This is a genomic window from Nocardia sp. NPDC051052 (assembly GCF_044456045.1).
In the GTDB taxonomy this organism is placed as follows: Bacteria; Actinomycetota; Actinomycetes; order Mycobacteriales; family Mycobacteriaceae; genus Nocardia.
In genome coordinates this window covers 184,992-204,951 of the sequence record NZ_JBITFL010000011.1, presented here as the reverse complement: position 1 = coordinate 204,951, position 19,960 = coordinate 184,992, and the positions used below count along the sequence as shown (strand labels likewise).

The following is a 19,960-nucleotide window of genomic DNA, read 5'->3' as shown; positions in this document are numbered from 1 at the left end:
GTTTACGGCATCGCATCGCCGCGAGCGGGCCCGCCTAGTGCACGGGCCCACCGTCGATATCCCGGTACCGTGCGGCCGCCGCGCCGATATCGCCGCGGCCGCCGCCGAGCGGCTCCCGCAGGAACGCGGTCAGCATGTCGTTGGTCGCGCGCTGTGTTTCCCGTGGCCCACGGGAGCCGCCCATCAGTTGAGCCGCCAGGAATCTGGCGGGGTCGGCGAGAAACCGTGGCACGTCGGTGAAGCTGTAGTGATTGGCCTCGCTGATCTCGTAGCGGGAGCCGCCCGCCTTCAGTCGTTCGAGTAACGCGCGATTGCCGTCCAGATACTGCGCCGAGTGTCCCGTTTCCGCATGGTCGCTTTCCAGCAAGAGGAACGGCTTTGTCAGTGACTGCTGGGGCAACGTGCCATACAGGGTGCCGTCGATGTTCGCGGCCGCCTTGATCCGTGCGTCATTCGCGAGTGCGGCCACCGCGGTGGCGCCGCCGAATGAATGGCCAACGGCGGCAATATGTTCGGTGTCGAGGTGACCGGAGAGCCGTGGCCCCATGGTGCCCGGCCGATCGAGCTGGTCGACCACGAAGCGCAGATCGGCCGCGCGCACGTCGAGTTGCCCACTCATATAGCGGGATTGGTTCGGATCGTCATCGAGGAAACGTTCGTGCGGTGTCGCGATGGAGCCGTCGGCGAGCTCGGTGACCGCCGCCTCATACGGGTGATCGATGGCGAGCACGACGTACCCACGGCTGGCCAGATCGGCGATCAGCCCGGTGTAAAAGGCGCGTGGCGCACCGTATCCGGGAGAGAACAGCACCACGGGCCAGCGCGCCCGATCGGGACTGACCGGCACGTCGCGTCGCCCGTGCGTATCGATGCGGTGGTACCCACGCAGCAACGCCTTCGGTAACACGGTGACCCGGTCCGGCAGTCGATCTTGCCCGTCGAGATACGCCGAGTGCTCGCCACGCACCGCTGGATCGGCCGGATACCACGCCTGTACAACGACATTGCGATGGTCGCTCGGCGTATCCGTCGCTGCCTCCAGCCGATTCGGATCGACCAACCGGAAGGTCTCGGTGCCCACCGCATAGTGGCCCGTCGGTCTCGGCAGCTCGGGCACGGGAACAAGCGACCAGGCGAGCGCGGCCGGTAGTACCAGGAGCCCGACGCCGACCCGGGCGACCATCGTTGGCCATTTGCCCCCACGCCATTTCGTCTGCCAGGCAACCAGCCCGGCCGCCGCACAGAGCAGCAGGTAGGTCGGCGCGAACTGCCAGTAGAACCCTTCGATCAGCCACTGTGCCACGCACCCGGCAATCAGCGCGGGCAGCACCACAACCGCGATCCGACGCGCGACGAGCCGACCGGCGACGGCCGTCACCGCGAACGCGAGCGCGGCCAACGCGAGCACCATATCCAGGATCGACATGCCAGCTGACCTCCGCTTCGGCGCCGGGTCACGCAGCTGTTGCGCGAGTGGTCTCGAATCCGACTACCAGCCTGGCGGACCAGCGCGTCATCGCGCGTCGACAGCAGGTCGCGATCGGGTCATCCCGCAGGATGAGCCGGACCCCCGCCGAACGGCGGACTACTTCCAATAAGCGCGGGACTTGACCGCGGTCTTGGGCAGCCCGTGAGTGGTCTTGAGGGCCTTCACGATCGACCGCGTGGTGTGACCGTCGCAGGCCACCCAACCGTAAGCGTCTTTTGCGCAGGAGATCTCGTGCGCCTGCTCACGCAGCAGCCTGCCGTTATCGATGCGCTGCACCCAGGTGACCTGGTGGTGCGGCTTGTTGCGCACGGGCAGCGTGGTGTCGGACTCGTACTGCCATTCCAGCCACACTCGCGCCGGTGTGTCGCCGATCGCGTCGAGCAGCGAGTTGATCGCGGGCAGTGAGGCGGTGTCACCGAAGACGATGAACTCGCTCGGCATCTCCTCCGGCAACTGGAAGTCCGAGCCCAACACCGACGCGTCGATCTCGGCACCGACAGTGGCATTTCGCGCCCACTCGGCGGCGGGGCCGTTGTGTATCGCGAACTCGATCCAGAAGCGGTCGGCCGCTGGATCCGGATCGACCAGGGTGTAACCGCGCTGATGTTCCTTGTCGCCGTTCGGGATCCACAGGCGAACCCACTGTGTCGGATGAACGGGATGGTCTGCCAATAGCCCCCCGGCGGCGAAGCCGAGCCGTACGAACTTGTCCGTGACGGTCTCGGTCGAGGTGACGGTGAGGCGATAGTCCTCGGCACGCCACGCCTTCAGTATCAAGCCTTCGAATCCTCTACCCATGCAGGTAAGGTTAGCCTAAGGATAGTTCAAAATCGTGTGTGCTGTGCGCCACAAACGGCGAACGGAAATGACCCCGGTGCGCAGGGGTCATTTCCGTTGTCGTGCAGTTATTTACACAGTGCAAGGCAGCATCGCCACGCTGGCGACGGTGCATTCCGCTTCGCGGGTGAGCTTCCAGGTGCCGTCGATATTCTTCCACGTGAGGTCGAAGTGAAAGGGGTCGAAGCCATCGACTGCCGTTTCCAGGGTGGCGCCGAGGATGTCGCCATTGACGGTGACCGGCCCGACGATGGTCCAGCGAAAGCTGGGTGGTGTCGACGCCATCACGGTGCCGACCTGGTCGACCAGTGGCAGGCCCGCTTCACCCGCCTCGAGTTCGGCGGCCCGGGCGGCGCGCGGTGCGCCGGTGTTGAGGGCGACCTGCAGTTTTGCCTTCAATTCGCCGGTTCCGGGCGCGCTGGCGTGCAGTGGAGTGACGATCGGCGCCGCGCTCGCCGGGGTGGTGGCCGCGACCGATCCGAGTCCGCCGAGCGCGGTGGCGGCGGCGAGGGCGATGACCGCCACGGGCTTTTTTCTGGTGATGCTGAGCATTCTTTTCGTCCCATCTTTCATGCGGGGGTGCCGCGGTGCTGCTAGTCGCTCGCTATATTAGGTAAGCCTATGCAAATATAGGCGCGACGGGATTGACATGTGGGCACGAACACCCGGGGAAGTGCGCTCACAAGAGAGTTGGTGAACCGGTGGAGACACTTCTGATAGTCGGTGCGGGCCCGAAAGCCCTTGCGGTAGCGGCTAAATCGCATGTGCTGCGCAACCTCGGGCTGCCTGCGCCGCGGGTGAGGGTTGTCGAGTCGCACGCCGTCGGCGGCAACTGGTTGCCGAGCGGCGGCTGGACCGACGGGCAGCACCGACTGGGTACCAGCCCGGAGAAGGACATCGGTTTTCCCTATCACTCGACCTGGGCACGTGGCCACAACCAAGCGATCAACGAGGCGATGAAGGCCTACAGCTGGATGTCGTTCCTGGTCGAGCACGGCACTTTCGCCGAATGGATCGATCGCGGCAGGCCGAGCCCGCAGCACCACACCTGGGCCAAATACCTGCAGTGGATCGCCCGCGCGATCGACCTCGACCTGGTGATCGGCACCGTGCAATCGATCTGTCAGCGGGACGACGGTTGGTCGGTCTCGGTGACCGACGCGGACGGCCACGGCGCCGATATCGTCGCCGACGGACTCATGATCACGGGGCCCGGGCGCAGCGACAAGGCGCTGACCGAGCATCCAAAGATCCTCAGCATTGCCGAGTTCTGGGAGCTCGCCGGACGCCGCGAGTTGCCCGCCACCTCGCGGGTCGCGGTGATCGGTGGCGGCGAGACGGCAGGCTCGGCGCTGGACGAGCTGGTCCGGCACGAGATGCTGGCCATCTCGGTGATATCGCCGATGGCGACCATCTACACCCGCGGCGAAAGCTATTTCGAGAACGCGCTTTTCAGCGATCCCGGCAAGTGGGCGACGTTGAGCATGCAGGAGCGCCGAGATGTTATCCGCCGCACCGACCGCGGCGTGTTCTCGGTACGGGTGCAGGAGACTCTCCTCGGCGACAACCGGGTGCACCATCTACAGGGCCGAGTGATCCGCGTTGCCGACCACGGCGACGGGGTGGCCGTCACGCTGCGCAACGAGCTGCGCACGGATCAGGTGCACAACTTCGACCTGGCGATCGACGCCACCGGCGGCCAGCCGCTGTGGTTCCTCGAGCTATTCGATTCCTACGCAATGGATCTGCTGGAACTGGCGGCCGGCGGCCCGCTGACCCGGTCCCGGATCGAGACGTCGATCGGCTACGACCTGGCCGTGTCGGGGTTGGCGCCGAAGCTGTATCTGCCCAACCTCGCGGCACTCACGCAGGGGCCGGGGTTCCCGAATCTCAGTTGCCTCGGGCAGCTTTCGGATCGGGTGTTGAGTGCGGAGCCGGCTCGCCGCCGGGTCGGGTCACTGCGTTCGGGGGCCGGTGGGATCGTTGCGAGTTCGGGCGCGCGGTGAACATCGGCGGTCACTGCCGAAGCGCGGGGATGTCCTCCGGGCGGCGGGGCAGCGTGTACAGCGCGATCCGGCGATCCGGGCGCACATCGATTTCGTCGAGGTGCTGCCACCCGTTCTTCTCGAGGGCCTTGCGCATCGGGGTGTTGCGGTAGTCGGGATCGACCATGAGCCTGCGGCATTCCGGTTCGGCGGCCCAGATGCCCGTCGCCAAGTGTCCGATCCACCTCGACATCACGCCGCGGCCGATGAGGTTCAGATCGGCGGTCGCGATGTGGAAGGCCATGTCGCTGGGGTGGGCGTCGTAGAGGCGGCCGATCTCGTCTTTCGCCGCGCGATACAGCTCGACGTAGCCGACCTCCCGGTGGCCGAGTTCCGGTCGATCAATGTCCGCGAAGTCGAAGCCGAGTATGCATGGCCGCGAATAGGTTCCGGCCAGCTGGGCGCGGATGTCGGCTCGTCGGCGGCCGGCGGGCCATGGCTGCTCCCAGGTCTCGACCAGGTGCGGCAGCGACATCCACGCGGCGATGGTCTCGGGGTCGGCGCTGTCGAAATCGGCGACACGCAGCTGGAATGGTGCGGGAAAGTGCGGCACGACTGGCGCTGGGGCGCTCCGAATGTCGTCCGAAATGTCGGTCCGCTCGCGCGGAAGGACGTACGACGTCTCCGTCTCGTTCATCGCCATGTACTCCATTCAATCGTTAGTTAGATCACCCGCCTACGTTAGGCTAGCCTACACTAAGAAGACGCTGTAAGATTGTGCACGCCGATGCCTGGTACGCAGCCGAAGAGTTATCCATCAGGCATGCAAGGTATTTCGCCGAGGTGGCGACATCGCGAATGTCCGGCTTCTCATTCGAGTAGCGAGAGATCAGGTGCAAACGGCCGCTGATGCGATATCGGCGGTGTGTGGAGAGAGTAGGGCATGGCACGGGAACTCGGATGGCTCAGGCAATTTCACACGCCACGCTCGCCCCTCTCGGCACCATTGCTGATTTTTCCGCATGCCGGCGCCGGTGCGTCGGCTTATCGAGTGTTGGCCAAAAAGCTGAGCGAAACCTTCGATGTTGTTGTCTGCCAATACCCCGGTCGGCAGGATCGGGCCCGCGAGGCGGCGGCGACGAGCCTGCCCGAGATGGCGCGAGGCGCGTTCGAGGCTTTTCGCGCCTCGTCGCACGATCGGGCGCGGCCGCTCACCATTTTCGGGCACAGCATGGGTGCGATCATCGCCTTCGAGTTCGCCCGGCTCGCCGAAGCCGCAGGTCTGGAGGTGCGATTGCTCGGCGCCTCGGCATCGGTCGCGCCGAGCCGGGTTGCCGATCTGCCACCACATCCGACCGAGGACGAACAACTCCTCGACCATATGGGCGCGCTCAACGGAACCGGTTCCGATGTCATGGCCAGCCGCGACGTCATGCGAATGGCATTGCCCGTGATGAAAGCTGACTATCGAGCCTTCGACGGCTATTCCTGCGCCGCCGATATCGAGATCGATGCGCCGATCCAGGTTCTCGGCGGTGACGACGATCCGTTCATTGAGCCGCGGCACCTCTATGCCTGGTCGGCACACAGTCGCGCGAACGTTCAGGTGATTCTGTTCGCGGGTGGGCATTTCTATCTGAACGAACACATCGACGGAATCGTGGAATTGCTTGTGCCGAGCACAAGTTCGGTCGGATAGCGGTAGCGCGAGGGGCATGATGAGTACAGCGAATGCGGACGATCCGATCGTCGTGGTCGGAATGGCCGTCGAGGCCCCCGGTGGAATTGATACGCTCGCCGAGCTGTGGCAAGCGCTCGCCGAATCACGTGAACTGATAGGACGATTCCCGCGCGACCGGGAATGGCCGATCGATCAGCTACTAGCCCTCGGTGAAATCGAAGGCTGGCGCAGCGTTTGTGACGCAGGCGGATTTCTCGTCGGCGCAACGGAATTCGATCCGATGTTCTTCGGTATCACGCCGCGAGAAGCGGTCGCGATGGATCCGCAGCAGCGAGTCGCGATGCGGGTTGCCTGGGCGGCGTTGGAGAACGCCGGAATCAATCCCGGTGTGCTGGAAGGTGATTCAGCGGGATGCTGGATGGGCGTGTCCGCCAGCGAGTACGGCCCGCGGGCCGCCGCCGTCAACGATCTCAGCGGCTATCGGGTCACCGGAACGGCGCTCGGTGCGGTGGCAGGCCGGATCTCGCACGCACTCGGCCTGATAGGTCCATCGGTCAGTGTGGATACCGCTTGCGCGTCATCGTTGACCGCCGTGCACCAGGCCGCCGCCGCCATCCGCGCGGACGAATGCGAGTGGGCGCTGGCGGGCGGTGTCTGTGTGATGGGTTCGCCCGCCGCCTTCTACGAATTCTCGAAGAACAACGCACTCGCCACCGACGGGCGCTGCCGCTCCTATGCCGCGGCCGCGACTGGCACCCTGTGGGGCGAAGGCGCTGGCGTGGTTGTGCTGGAACGTGAGTCGCGGGCCGCGCAACTCGGCCACCGGGTCTACGGCCGCCTGCTCGGTTCGCGTATCAACCACAATGGCAAGGGGGCGCCGATCGCGGTGCCGAGCGCGGCCGCACAGGAAAGGCTGATCCACGACACCCTCGCGGCCGCGGGGTGCACGCCGGATGTGATCGGCCTGATCGAGGGTCACGGTACCGGAACCCCGGTCGGCGACCCGCTCGAGCTGGCAGCGCTGGCCAAGATGTACGGCGCCGCCGACCGTGCGACAGGCGCGCCGCTACTCGGTTCGGTGAAGTCGAACCTCGGTCACGCCCAAGCGGCGGCGGGGATACTCGGCCTGATCAAAGTACTGCTGTGCGGCGCGAACGGCGCGATCGCACCGAGCTTGCACGCCGACCACCCGACCGCCGAGATCGACTGGGACGCAACGAGCTTGCGGCTCGCCAAGAAACTCGAACCCTGGGACCCGGTGGATGGGATCCGCTACGGCGCCGTTTCGTCATTCGGCGTCGCGGGCACCAACGCGCACGCGATCCTGGCGATGCCCGTGCTGGAGGAAGCCGATGTCTGAGTACCGACTCCCGGACGGCACCATTCCGGTTCTGCTGTCCGCCGACACCGACGACGGGCTGCGCGCCGAGGGGGCGGCGCTGCTGTCCTATCTCGAGCAGCATCCGCCCGTGTGCCCTGATCGGGTGGCGGACATGATCTTTCGCACCCGGGTTGCGCGGCGTCGGCGCGCGTTGGCCATGGTGACCAATCGAGCTGAACTTCTCGGCGCGGTACGAGCGATCGCTACCGGTGCCGAGGACCCGGCGGTGGTGTGCACCGTCGGCACGGCCTCCGCTCGCCGTGTCGGCTTTGTCTTTCCTGGCCAAGGCAGCCAGCGACCGGGGATGGGCAGGCTCTACTACGAGATATCCCCGGCGTTCCGCACCAAGGTGGCCGAATGTGCCGCGCTTTTCGAGGAGCGATACGGGCACGTGCAGCCGTTGCACTATCTGCTCGGCAACGAGGGCCGGTTCGCGGACGTCGTACAAGTCGTGCAGCCGGCGTTGCTGTTTCAGATGATCGGACTGGCCGCGATGTGGCAGGCGGCCGGGGTCGACCCCGCGGCAACGATCGGCCACAGCCAGGGGGAGCTGTCGGCCGCAGCCGTCTCCGGCGTGATGACGCTGCGTGATTCGGTACTCGTGGTCACCCATCGAGCTCTGCTCGTCGCCGAGATGAGCCCGGGTGGCTACTCGATGGCGGTGCTCGGCATGGATCGGGAGGAATGCGAGGCCCTGCTGGCCAGGCATTCCGGGTGGGCTGAGCTGTCGGTGGTCAATTCGCCGCATATCCTGGCGATTTCGGGTGATCGGGCGACCATTGTCGACACGGTGGCGACCGCACGAGCGCGTGGTCGTTTCGCCAAGGAAATCCGGGTCGCCTACCCGGCGCACACCTCGATGGTGGTCGAGATCGGGCGCAAGGTCGGCAACTTCATGGGTGACGAACTGAGCAGTTGTCACTTTGTCGCCACCGATATCCCTTGCTACGGAGCCACTCTCGGCACGCCACTCACACCCGACCTCCAGCACGCCGAATACTGGTATTGGAACCTGCGCAACCGGGTCCGATTCGACCGGGCCGTCGTCGCGGCGGCCGCCGACGGCATCGACACATTCATCGAAGTCGCCGAGCATCCGATGTTGCAGTTGGCGATTCACGAGAATCTGTCCCTGGTCCCGCAGGACCCCGCCGCACCGCCCCGCGACATTCGAGTGATCGGCACCTCGCTGCGCACCGCGACGGGATTGAGCGAGTTCACCCGCAACCTGGCCACCATCGCGGTGCACGATCGGAACTACCGGTGGGCGGCGTTGCGGACCGCCACCGGAATCACCCTGCCGCTGCGTGACTTCCCTGCCACGCGGATGAACCCAAAGAAGTTGTGGGCGGCCTATCCAGCCGACCCGGTCGAGCGATCCGCTCCGAGTGCCCCGCCGCCGCAGCGTTTGGTGGAGAGCTGGGAGCGGCTGGACCGCCGATCCCTGGTGCCACCGCGCCGTCTCACGCTGGTCGACCACACCGGGCGCTGCGGCGATCTCGCCGCAGCACTGGTTATCGCGGCTGATCGGCACGGCGCGACAGCGAGCGTATTCGATGTCGACGCGGCTACCGCGGACTTCGACACCGCGGTCATCCTGCTGCCGCCACTTGCCCAAGGCGCGGACACGATCGCCGAGGTCGCGACGTTCTTCGCCGAGCGCACGTGGTTGCCCGCGGTGGATCGTTTGCGGCCCGGAGCCGAGTGCTGGCTGGTCACCATCGGCGGCGAAGCCGTAGTGGACAGTGATCCGGTGCCGCAGCTGTTCCATGGCTCGGTCAGTGCGGGTTTCCGCGGTGTCGGCGTCGAGCGGACCGGCGTGCTGCTGCGGCACCTCGATTTGGCTGCCACCGAAGCAGGCCCGGATCAAGCCGCCAAGATCATCGCGGCGTTGCACACCAAGGGCACCAACGAGATCGCGCTGCGCGCGGGCAAGGTGCACGTGAAGCGGCTCGTGCGCGCGCCGCGCGCCGAAGACAACGCCGCGGGCGCGGATCTCGGCCATGTGGTGATCATCGGTGGCACCGGCCAGCTCGGTCTGCGGTTCTGCGAACACTTCGCCAAGGCTGGAGCCGGTCGGATCACGCTGTTGAGCCGGACTGGCGGGTCCGACTCGGCCGCCACGGAACTGCGCGGGATTCGGGCACGCGGCGCCTCGGACATCCGCACGGTGCGCTGCGATGTGACCGACGCCGACGCGGTGCGCCGGTTCGCCGGTGACTGCGCCGATCGTCCGGTGACGCTGCTGATCCACGCCGCGGTGAACTACGTCGACGCCGAATTGACGGACATCACCGCCGATCTGGTGGCCACCGCTGCCGGATCGAAGATCGTCGGGCTGGCGACGGTGCTGCGGTCGGTGCCCAGGGCCGCGGACTGCCGCGTGCTCCTGTGTTCCTCGGTCGCGGCCACACTGAGCGGGCGTGGCCAGATTTTGTACGCCGTGACCAACCGGATGCTCGACATCACCGCCCGAGAGCTGCGGGAACAGGGTGTCGACAGCGTGTCGCTGCAGTGGGGCCTGTGGAGCGTTGCCGGGCCGCTCGACGCGGCGGGCTTTGCGCGCACCGAGAGCGCGGGCGTCTACCCGATGGATCCCGTCGAGGCCATCGAAGTTGGACTGACCCAGCAGTGGGGCGACGCGGTGGTCCTGTCCGCGGATTGGCAGCTCCTCAATGAGGTGGCAGGGATGTACGGGCAGGCCGAGGTGTTTTCGTCGATGGCACTCGCGCCGGAACCGTTGGCGACGCCGGTTATGGCCGAGTCCATCGCCGCCGCTTCTGTTCCCAGTGACACGCCTGCGCACGAGGGGTCGTTCTCGACTCGGATGCTGGCCGAACTGGCGAAGGTCATGGGAGCCGACAGCGCCGAATCCATCGACGGCTCGGTGCCCTTGGTGGCCCTCGGGCTCGACTCGCTGCAGGCACTCGATCTGCGCAAGCGGATCAAAGCAGAGCTGGATCGCGATCTTCCGGTCGCCGCGATCCTGGGCGGCGCATCACTCGACGAGGTCGTGCTGCTGATGGCAGAGAACTCGCACTAGAGCTTAGGGGCCAGATTCATGTCGGACACCGACGCCACCACCATGACCGCGCTGGAGCGGCGCAAGCGACTACTGCAGCAGCGGATGCGGGAAAAAGGCTTGGCCGCAACGGCATCGGCAGCGGCGCCGACGCGGCGCGTGACCGCGGGCGAGCGGCACCCGCTTGCGACGGGGCAGCGCAGGATGTGGTTCCTGCAGACCCGCGACCCCGCGGACCCCACTCTCAATATCTGCCTCGCTTACCGGTTGACCGGATCGCTCGATGCGGCCCGGCTCCGGGCCGCCGTCACCGGAATTGTTGCCCGGCACGATATTCTGCGGACCACCTACGGTGTGGACGGGGATGGTGAGCCGTACCAGGTCTTTCGGGATGAGGCCGAGATCGCCTGGGACGCACATGATCTGACGGACCTGCCCGAACACGGCCGCGAGCGCCGGGTCGAGGTGCTCGCCCGCCGTGAGTTCGGTCGCGCCTTCGACCTGGCGAACGAGCTGCCGCTGCGCGTGACGCTGGCCCGCACCGGCGTCGAAGAGTTCGTGTTGCTCCTCGTCATCCACCACATTTGCTGGGACGACGATTCATGGCCGATCTTCTTCACGGAGCTCAATGCCGGCTATCGCGGCGTCCACGAGACCGGCGATACGCCAGCACAATTCGTCGCCGTCGAGGTGCTCGACGCCCCTGCCGACGCCGGGGCCGCGAGTATCGAATACTGGCGCGACGCCCTGCGTCCGCCGCCCGAGCCGCTTGAACTGCCCGGCTCCGCATCTGCCGCGCCGTCCAAACAGGCCGAGCGCCGCCGCACGGAGTTGCCCGCCGACCTGCTCGCCCGCGTCGACGCCTTCGCACGGGAGCGGGCGGCGACACCGTTCATGGTGTTGCTTGCCGCGTACGAGGCGCTGATCCGGCGCTACACCGCGGCGCCGGATTTCCTGGTCTCCGTGCCGGTGAACGATCGTCGCGCGTCCGCGACGAGCATGATCGGCTACTTCGGCAATACCTTGTTGTTGCGCGCCACGCTGGCGTCGGAGGACACCTTCGGTACGCTCGTCGACACTGTGCGCGAGACGTGTGTCGGTGCGTTCACGCATCAGAGCGTCGGCATCGATCGCGTTGTCCGCGAGATGAATCCGGATCGGCTTGCCGGTCGCGACGCCATGGATCAGCTGGTTCGCCTCGGCTTCAGTGTGCGCAAGGAAACCACGGGATTCGCGCTACCCGGTGTCGCGGCAGCCGAATTGGAGCTGGGCGCTTCGACGGCTCAGGTTCCCCTGGCCTTGACGGTGCTGCTGAATTCCGACGGTGCCTCGCGGCTGGAGGCCGAGTATCAGGTGGATGTGCTGGCCCGGCCACTGATCGAACAGCTGCTCGTGCATTTCGTGCGACTGCTGGACAGCGCGTTGGCCGCGCCGCGGCGCCGTATCGTCGATCTCGACATGCTCGGCGGATCCGATCGGACGGCGATTCTCGACCAGTCCCACGGCGAACTCGTCGAGACGGCGCCGAGCACGCTGGTGGCCATGCTCGAGCACCGCGCGGCGATGGCGGGGGAAACGCTCGCCCTGGTATCCGACACGGCGGAGTTGTCCTACGACGAACTGCATCGGCGCTCGAACCGATTGGCACACTGGCTGATTCGCCAGGGCATCGGTGCTGAGGACATAGTCGGTGTGCGGCTTACGACCTCGATCGAGTTCATCGTCACCGTATTCGCCGTGCTCAAGGCCGGCGCCGCCTACCTGCCCATCAACCCCGCGTACCCCGATGACCGGATCGATTATCTGATCGAGGACGCGCACCCCCGGCTGGTCCTCAGCCGAGTGGAATTGGCTGCGGCGGAGGCGATCGCCGCCGAGCTGCCGGAATCGAATCCGACCGATGCCGATCGAGTCCGGCCGCTGCGACCCGAAAATCTGGCGTACGTCATTTACACCTCGGGATCCACCGGGAAACCCAAGGGCGTACCGGTGTCGCACGCGGCGATCGCCGAGCACGTCGGCGGCTTCAGCGCCGAGTGGGGCGTCACCGCGGACGACCGTCTGCTGCAGTCCGCGTCGGTCAGCTTCGATGCCTCGCTTGCCGACATCTTCGTCACGCTGACTCTGGGCGCACGGCTTGTCATCCCGAAACCTGATGCGTTCCACGATGTCCGCTATGTCGCCGATCTGATCACCCAGCGTGGCGTGACCGTGTTCCATATGGTCCCGTCGATGTTGAGCAGCCTCTTGTTGCTGCCAGAGGTGAGCGAATGGCGTGCGCTGCGCCATGTTCCGGTCGGTGGCGAGGCGCTGCCCGGCGAGCTGGCCGACAAGTTCGCCGGGATCTTCGACGCCGAACTGCGAAACCACTACGGCCCCACCGAGGCGGTGGTCTGCGCCACGCACATGCCCGTCGAGGGGCCACAAGGCGTCGGTATCGTGCCGATCGGCATCCCGAACCGCAACGTGTACGCCTATGTGCTGGATGAGGCGCTGCAGCTGGTGCCTGCCGGGGTCGTCGGGGAGATATACCTCGGTGGCGCGCAGCTGGCCCGTGGCTACCTGGGACGCCAGGACCTGACCGCGCAGCGTTTCGTCGCCGATCCTTTCGAGCCCGGTGCCCGGCTCTATCGGACCGGAGATCTAGCGCGCCGCAACAGTTTCGGCGAACTCGAGTTCATCGGCCGCGCCGATGAACAGGTCAAGATGCGCGGATTCCGGATCGAGCCGGGTGAGATCGAGGCGGCAATCACGGCGTACCCGAACGTCGGCCACTGCGTAGTCGTGGTCGCCGAGGACCCGGTGACCGGGCCGATACTCGCCGCGTACGTGGTCCCGGCGGCAGCCGCCGCGGTCGCGGATATCGACCCCGACCTGGTGCGTACGCACTGCGCCGCGGTACTGCCGGAATACATGGTGCCGAGCGCCTTCGCGGTGATCGACGAGATCCCACTGACGACCAGCGGCAAGCTCGACAGGCGTGCGTTGCCCGCGCTGGCTCCGGCGGCGAGGCAGCAGTATCGCGAACCCGCGACCACGACCGAACGGCGCATGTGTGCGATCTTCGCGCAGCTGTTCGCCGTGCCGCAGGTCGGCGCCGACGATTCGTTCTTCGAGCTCGGCGGCCATTCCTTGCTGGCGACCAGGCTGGTGATGCTGATCCAAGCGGAGTTCGGTGTGCGAATGGGTATGCGCGCGCCGTTCGATACCCCAACGGTGGCCGGGCTTGCCGCCATGATCGAGACCGCACCGAGGGTAGCTGAGGTGACCGGCTTAGTGAAACAGATACGGCCTGAACAGGTTCCGCTGTCCTACTCACAGCTGGCGCTGTGGTTTCAGAGCAAGATGGCGGGTCCGACGGCGATCGGCAATATCCCGTTCGCGGTCCGGCTCGACGGACCGCTCGAGCTGCCTGCGCTGACCGCCGCGCTCGGTGACGTGGTCGCCAGGCACGAGGTGTTGCGGACCGTGTTCCCGGAAAACGGTGGCGTGCCGTATCAGTCGGTGCTGCCGGTAGGGCCGATCGATGTCCCGGTGACGGTGCTAGATCACCCGGACGAAGTGCGCACCGCGCTGGCAGCGGCCGGCCGCTATTGTTTCGCGGTCGACGCGGAGCTGCTGATCCGGCCTCAGGTCTTCGTGCTTGGTTCGCGCAGCCATGTGTTGTCGCTGCTCGTGCACCATCTGGTAGCCGATCATTGGTCGTTCCGGATCATCCTGGACGATCTGGCCACCGCGTATCGAGCACGGACCGGTACCGGTGCCGCACCGGAATGGGCGCCGCTGCCGATCCAATACGCGGACTATGCGTTATGGCAGCACAGGTCCGTCGACGCGTTCGGCGCGCAGCTGGCGTACTGGCGGGACACGCTGGCCGGTGCCGAGGACGAGATCATCGTGGCGCCGGACCATCCGCGTCCGATCGTGCTCGGTAAGGCCGGGCATGTCGTCCCGTTCTCGGTGCCCGCCGCATTGCGCGCTCGCCTTGCGGAGCTGGCCGATGCGAGCGGCGCGAGCGAGTTCATGCTGTACCAGGCCGCGGTGGTGACCTTGCTGCACAAGCTCGGCGCCGGGGTGGATATTCCGCTCGGCACGCCGATCGCGGGCCGGGCGGATCCCGCTGCCGCGGACCTGGTCGGCCTGCTGGCGAACATGGTCGTGCTGCGCAACGACCTGTCCGGGAACCCCACCTTGCGCACCGTGCTGGAGCGCGCCCGCGATGTCGCGCTCGGTGCATACAGCAACCAGGACATCCCGATCGAACGTCTGGTGGACGCGCTGAACCCGGTACGGACCAGGGCCAGGAACCCGCTGTTCCAGGTGATGATGCACTTTCGCGAAGCGGGCTGGGACGTTGCCGGGCAAAGTCTCGGCGATCGGACCGCGATGGCGGTGCTGCCGTTGGACTTCGACGTCGCACTGCTCGATCTGAGTTTCAACTTCTTCGCGGGTGCTGACGGCGGGTTCGACGCGAGCGTCATCGCCAACACCGACCTGTACGAACCAGCGACCGCGCGGTTGATCGCGGATGCGCTGGCCACGACGCTGGATGCGTACGCCGCCATCCCGGATCGCACGGTCGCCGAGCTACGGGTATTGGAGCAGTCCGATCTCGACCGGCTGCTCGAGCCACCGATCGCCATGCCACCCGCGACCGTCGAGTTGCCCCGTGCGACAAGCGAGGGGCAGCCGACAGCGACCGAGCGAACGCTCATCGAGCTGCTCGAGGAGCTGCTGGAAATTACCGACGTCGAGACCGATGACGGATTCTTCGCATTGGGCGGTGACAGCGTGATCTCCATCCAGTGGTCGGCCCGCGCGGCCGCGCTCGGGCTGCCACTCACACCGCAGCTGGTTTTCGAGCATCTGACGATCGCCGAGCTGGCCGCCGCAGTCGACGCGGCGGCGGAACAGCCTGTGCGGGAGTCGGATTCACAGATCGAGCACGCACCGATGAGTGCGTCCGGTCTGGATGCCGACGCCCTTGCCGCGCTGACCGCATCGTGGCAGGCGCAGCCGTGACCGTACCTCCGCAGATCGAGGACGTGCTCGCGCTCAGCCCGCTGCAGGAGGGGCTCTTTTCGCTGGCGCAGCTGACCGGCGACGGAATTGATCTGTACACCATGCAGTTCGTCGTCGACATCGACGGCCCGGTGGATGTGGCGCGGTTGCGCGACAGCGCGCAGGCGATGCTCGGACGACATCCGAATCTGCGAGTCTCGTTCTGGGACAGGAATGTACCGAAGCCGGTGCAGATCGTGCCAACGCACGCCGAGTTGCCATGGTCGGAACGGGTCGCGCAGCCCGCGGAGTTCTCGGCGATCGCGGAGTCGGAGCGGCGGCGGCCATTCGACCTGAGCCGAGGTCCGGCCCTGCGGATCGTGCTGTTGACCGTGCCGGACGCGACCGCGCCTCGACGGCGAATGATCCTCACGGCACACCACATCCTGATGGACGGTTGGGCGGTCGCGGTGTTCTTCACCGAGCTGCTCGCGGCGTATCAGGCTGGTGGTTCGACGGATTCGCTGCCCGCCCCGCGTCCTTACCGGGACTACATCGGCTGGCTGGCCGCGCAGGACGGCGACGCGGCGATGCGCCGATGGGTCGACTATCTGAGCGACCTCAGCGGTCCTTTGATGATCGCCGAGGGCACGCGGGTCGCGGCCGGTGTGCCGGAGAAGACGCGACTCTTGTTGTCCGCCAACGACACCGCGCGCTTGCAGCAGTGGGTGCGTACGCACGGGTTGACGCTCAACACCGCCGTGCAGTTCGCCTGGACGGTGGTGCTCGGCAGACTCGCCGACCGCCGCGACGTTGTCTTCGGCACCACCATCTCGGGGCGGCCAGACCAGCTGGCCGGCGTGGAGGGCATGGTCGGCCTGTTCATAAACACCGTTCCGGTCGCGCATCGGCTCGAGCCGTCGGCAACCGTGCTTGACCAATGCCGGCGGTTGCAACGAGAATCCGCCGCCATCCGCGAGGTCGGCTATTTGAGCCTGTCATCGGTGCAACGCGCCATCGGGCACGGCGCTTTGTTCGACACTCTGCTCGTGTTCGAGAATGCCCCGATCGACGATGCGATCCACACCGTCACCGCGCCGGATGGCGCACGTTTTCGGCCGATCGAGATGGAAAGCCTGGCCCACTACCCGCTGACGGTGGTGGCGCATCTGCACGACGACGCACTAGTCGTGCTGGTGGAGGCGATTCCCGCTGCGCTACCGCACCTGAACTCCGCGGAGATCGGTGAGCGGCTGCTGTCGGTGCTTCGCCAGCTGCCGGACGCCGGTGCTGTGGCACCGGACTCGATCGACCTTCTGTCGGCTGACGAGCACGCCGAATTACACACCGCTGGAACGGATTACGTGGCGGGTGCAGAGCTGACAGTGTGGGAGCAGTTCGAGCGGCAAGTCGATGCGACTCCCGAGGCGCCTGCGCTGACCGCCGGCACCGGGGAGCGATACACCTATCGTGAGGTGCATGCGGCCGCCAGTCGGCTGGGTCGCGAGTTTGCCGAGCACGGTGTCGGGCCGGAAACCGTTGTGGCGCTGATGCTGCCGCGATCGGTGCAGTCCGTCGTTGCCATCCTCGCGACGTTCGCCTCCGGTTCGGCCTATGTGCCGGTGGATATTTCGTTGCCTGCGGTGCGGATCGCATCGATCCTGCGTCAGGCACAACCCACGCTGACCGTCGTAGTCGAAGGCTGCCGTGACCTGCTGTCCGGATTGTCGATCGACACCCTGCTGCTCGACGATCTGATTGTCGCCGAACGTATTTCGCGGCAGGCTGCCGTTGCTCCCCTAGTGCGACGGCACCCATCGCACAGCGCGTATCTGATCTTCACCTCCGGCTCCACCGGTGAGCCCAAGGGTGTCGTGGGCACCAATGCCGCGTTGATCGGCTACTTCGCCGACCATCGTGACCGTTTCTACCGGCCTGCGATGGCTCGACTCGGCCGCCCGCTGAGAATTGCGCACGCCTGGTCGCTCAGCTTCGATGCTTCATGGCAGCCGATGGTCGGGTTGCTCGCCGGTCAATCGATCCACCTGTTCGATGCCGACGAAATGCGCGATGCGAACGTGCTTGTCGCGGGCATGGCTCGGCACGACATCGACATGATCGACACGACACCGTCGATGTTCGCGCAACTCAGTGCGGCGGGCCTACTCGATCGGGCCTTGCCGGTACTCGCGTTGGGGGGCGAGGCCATCGACACCGCGCTGTGGTCGCGGCTACGGAAGTTGACCGGTACCACGGTGCACAACTGCTACGGGCCGACCGAGACGACGGTCGAGGCTGTTGTCGCTGCTGTTTCCGCCACCGAGACGCCGACCATAGGTTCGCCGACCGCCGGAATGCGCGGCTACGTCCTCGATTCCATGCTGCGACCGGTGCCGCGCGGTGTGGTCGGCGAGCTCTACCTCTCCGGTGTGCAGCTCGCCCGGGGGTACGTCGGAAGGGCCGCTCTCACCGCTGATCGGTTCGTCGCCGACCCGTTGCGACCGGGCCTGCGCATGTATCGCACCGGTGACCTTGTGCGGCGCCTACCGCACGGCGGCCTCGGCTACCTCGGCCGCGCGGACGCGCAGGTAAAGGTGCGCGGGTATCGCATCGAGATCGGCGAGATCGAATCCGCGTTGATTCGACTGTCCGGCGTAGACACCGCATCGGTCACCGTGGTACGCCGCGCCGATAGCGTGAGACTCATCGGTTTCGTTGTCGGCCAACCGAATCGGGACCTCACTCCGGCCGGTATCCGGACCGCGCTGACAGAACGTCTTCCTACATACATGATTCCGGCCCGGATAGTCGTGCTGGACCGGCTGCCGGTCACCACGAACGGCAAGCTGGACGGGCGCGAATTGGTTCGGCTCGCCGAAGACGCGCTGTCTGGTGGAGAGTCCGATGGGGCAAGCGCCGCCGCAACCACCGAGACCGAATGCGCTCTGGGCGAAGTTTTTACGGAGTTGTTCGACGGTCGCGCTCCCGGTGTGGACGACGACTTCTTCGCGCTCGGTGTGGACAGCATTGTGGCCATCTCCCTGGTCAACAAGGCTCGACGGCGCGGAATCGCCTTGAGTCCGCGAATGGTGTTGGACACACCGACAATCCGTGAGCTGGCCGCAGCGGTCGATGCCGCGATAGCGGTGCAGTCCGCTGCCGCGGCAACCGACTATGGTGAAGTGCCGCCGCTGCCCGTGGTGTCTTGGATGTACGAATACGGCAACTTCCGCCGGTTCACGCAGACCGCGATGCTTCAGCTGCCTGCCGGAATCCAGCGCGCGGCAGTGGAATCGGTTTTGCAGCCGTTGCTCGACGGACATGACACTCTTCGGGCACTGCTTGTCGATACGCCGGACGGCCCGCGCCTGGTCACGCGGGAACCGGGAGTCGTATCGGCTACCGAGGTGCTCGACCATGTCGACTTCCGGGTGTCTTCTGACGCGGAACTTGATGCCGCGATCGCGACGTCAGCCCGAACCATGGTGGACGAGATCAATCCTCGTACCGGCGCGATGGTCCGTGCGGTGTGGTTCACGGGCACCCACCGCGGCGACATGCTGCTGTTGGCCATTCACCATCTGGCGGTCGACGTCGTCTCCTGGCACATCCTGCTCGGCGGTCTCGGTGTCGCGTGGGCTACCGTCGAATCCGGCGCGGCTCCGAAGCCGTTGCCGGAGTTCACCTCCTATCGTCGATGGTCACAGTTGATGTGGGAACGTGTCGCGGAGCCGGAGGTGCTCGCGCAGCGCGAATATTGGGTGGGCCAGGTCGACGCATCGGATCCGGTACTAGGCCAACGGCTTCCAGATCCGGTGACCGACACCTGGTCGTCGCTTCGAGTGACGTCGGCGGTTACTCCCGCCTCGGTCACCGCGCGTATCCTCGCCGCGTTGTCGAAGGAAGAAGGGGTCCGCGAGTTTCTGCTCACCGCGCTGACCATGACCGTGGCGAGCTGGCGTAGTGAACGGAACCAGGACGCGAGTGCCGGCGCGCTGATCGCGCTGGAAGGGCATGGCCGTGCTGATGCCGTACTCGGCACGGATACCACGAACACGCTCGGCTGGTTCACCAGTGTGTTCCCGGTGCGGCTCGGCGTCGGTGCGGCGTCGGTCGACGTGGCACAGGCCGAGGCGGACCCTCGCGCGGCGCGCGTCCTGTTGAATTCGGTTGCCGCACATCTCGGTTCGATTCCCGCCGATGGTCTGGACTACGGACTGCTCCGGTATGTCGGCCGGGTACCGGAACTGCAGGCCACTGCGGAGCCTCAGGTCGAGTTCAACTATTTAGGGCGAGTCGACTTGAGCGGCAACGCGAATCAGCCGTGGTCAGTGATCACCGATGCCCGCACTGAGGCTCTGCCGCTCGATCCCGAGCCCGATCTGCCGCTGCGGTACGCACTGGACGTCATCTCGGGCATCGGCACGACGCCGGAGGGCCCACAGTTGTCGACTAACTGGCGCTGGAGCGACTCGCTGTTCTCCGCCTCGGACGCCGAACGCCTTGCCGCACTGTGGCAGCGTGCTGTCGCGGCCTTGGCGGATGCCCTGTAGTCCCGATCGTC

Annotated in this window: 10 protein-coding genes; 6 read left to right on the top strand and 4 right to left on the bottom strand. The window is 66.3% G+C overall.

The genetic code is table 11. The annotated features are described in order from the left end of the window. Window positions 1-34: 34 nt before the first annotated feature. From ACIBCN_RS33340 to ACIBCN_RS33330, 3 genes are all read right to left on the bottom strand, one after another. Entirely contained in the window at window positions 35-1,426 is a 1,392-nt protein-coding gene (locus ACIBCN_RS33340) for an alpha/beta hydrolase family protein (protein ID WP_396995678.1), read from the bottom strand. Window positions 1,427-1,585: 159 nt separating this feature from the next. Next, window positions 1,586-2,287, bottom strand: coding sequence for a siderophore-interacting protein (locus ACIBCN_RS33335; RefSeq protein WP_396995677.1), 702 nt, complete (start codon window positions 2,285-2,287; stop codon window positions 1,586-1,588). Window positions 2,288-2,398: 111 nt separating this feature from the next. Continuing rightward, window positions 2,399-2,851 (bottom strand): hypothetical protein, encoded by a 453-nt coding sequence (locus ACIBCN_RS33330; RefSeq protein ID WP_396995676.1) that lies wholly within the window; start codon window positions 2,849-2,851, stop codon window positions 2,399-2,401. 176 nt (window positions 2,852-3,027) lie between these two features. Between ACIBCN_RS33330 and ACIBCN_RS33325 the strand changes: the two genes are divergently transcribed. Continuing rightward, window positions 3,028-4,332 carry a SidA/IucD/PvdA family monooxygenase gene (locus ACIBCN_RS33325; protein WP_396995675.1) on the top strand — a complete coding sequence of 435 codons (1,305 nt, stop codon included), beginning with the start codon at window positions 3,028-3,030 and terminating at the stop codon, window positions 4,330-4,332. A gap of 10 nt (window positions 4,333-4,342) precedes the next feature. On the opposite strand, the gene ACIBCN_RS33320 is transcribed toward ACIBCN_RS33325, so the two are convergent. Continuing rightward, window positions 4,343-5,008, bottom strand: coding sequence for a GNAT family N-acetyltransferase (locus tag ACIBCN_RS33320; RefSeq protein WP_396995674.1), 666 nt, complete (start codon window positions 5,006-5,008; stop codon window positions 4,343-4,345). A gap of 246 nt (window positions 5,009-5,254) precedes the next feature. On the opposite strand from ACIBCN_RS33320, the gene ACIBCN_RS33315 reads away from it, so the two are divergent. From ACIBCN_RS33315 to ACIBCN_RS33295, 5 genes are read left to right on the top strand one after another with little or no spacing between them, the layout of a single operon-like run. Beyond that, window positions 5,255-6,010: a thioesterase II family protein gene (locus ACIBCN_RS33315; RefSeq protein WP_396995673.1), complete on the top strand. Its 756-nt coding sequence runs from the start codon at window positions 5,255-5,257 to the stop codon at window positions 6,008-6,010. A 19-nt stretch (window positions 6,011-6,029) separates the two neighbouring features. After that, window positions 6,030-7,352: a polyketide synthase gene (locus ACIBCN_RS33310; RefSeq protein WP_396995735.1), complete on the top strand. Its 1,323-nt coding sequence runs from the start codon at window positions 6,030-6,032 to the stop codon at window positions 7,350-7,352. Continuing rightward, window positions 7,345-10,416 (top strand): nocobactin polyketide synthase NbtC, encoded by a 3,072-nt coding sequence (nbtC, locus tag ACIBCN_RS33305; protein ID WP_396995672.1) that lies wholly within the window; start codon window positions 7,345-7,347, stop codon window positions 10,414-10,416. The genes ACIBCN_RS33310 and nbtC overlap by 8 nt, the downstream gene beginning before the upstream one ends. A gap of 18 nt (window positions 10,417-10,434) precedes the next feature. After that, window positions 10,435-15,417, top strand: a complete 4,983-nt coding sequence (locus ACIBCN_RS33300) for an amino acid adenylation domain-containing protein (protein ID WP_396995671.1) — start codon at window positions 10,435-10,437, stop codon at window positions 15,415-15,417. After that, window positions 15,414-19,949 carry an amino acid adenylation domain-containing protein gene (locus tag ACIBCN_RS33295; RefSeq protein ID WP_396995670.1) on the top strand — a complete coding sequence of 1,512 codons (4,536 nt, stop codon included), beginning with the start codon at window positions 15,414-15,416 and terminating at the stop codon, window positions 19,947-19,949. Before ACIBCN_RS33300 ends, ACIBCN_RS33295 begins: the two co-directional genes overlap by 4 nt. Window positions 19,950-19,960: the final 11 nt, after the last annotated feature.

Bases quoted from the DNA above. Each gene is read 5' to 3' on its own strand.
- nbtC (WP_396995672.1), top strand. From the start codon at position 7,345: ATGTCTGAGTACCGACTCCCGGACGGCACCATTCCGGTTCTGCTGTCC.
- ACIBCN_RS33340 (WP_396995678.1), bottom strand. From the start codon at position 1,426: ATGTCGATCCTGGATATGGTGCTCGCGTTGGCCGCGCTCGCGTTCGCG.
- ACIBCN_RS33300 (WP_396995671.1), top strand. From the start codon at position 10,435: ATGTCGGACACCGACGCCACCACCATGACCGCGCTGGAGCGGCGCAAG.
- ACIBCN_RS33315 (WP_396995673.1), top strand. From the start codon at position 5,255: ATGGCACGGGAACTCGGATGGCTCAGGCAATTTCACACGCCACGCTCG.
- ACIBCN_RS33335 (WP_396995677.1), bottom strand. From the start codon at position 2,287: ATGGGTAGAGGATTCGAAGGCTTGATACTGAAGGCGTGGCGTGCCGAG.
- ACIBCN_RS33310 (WP_396995735.1), top strand. From the start codon at position 6,030: ATGAGTACAGCGAATGCGGACGATCCGATCGTCGTGGTCGGAATGGCC.
- ACIBCN_RS33320 (WP_396995674.1), bottom strand. From the start codon at position 5,008: ATGAACGAGACGGAGACGTCGTACGTCCTTCCGCGCGAGCGGACCGAC.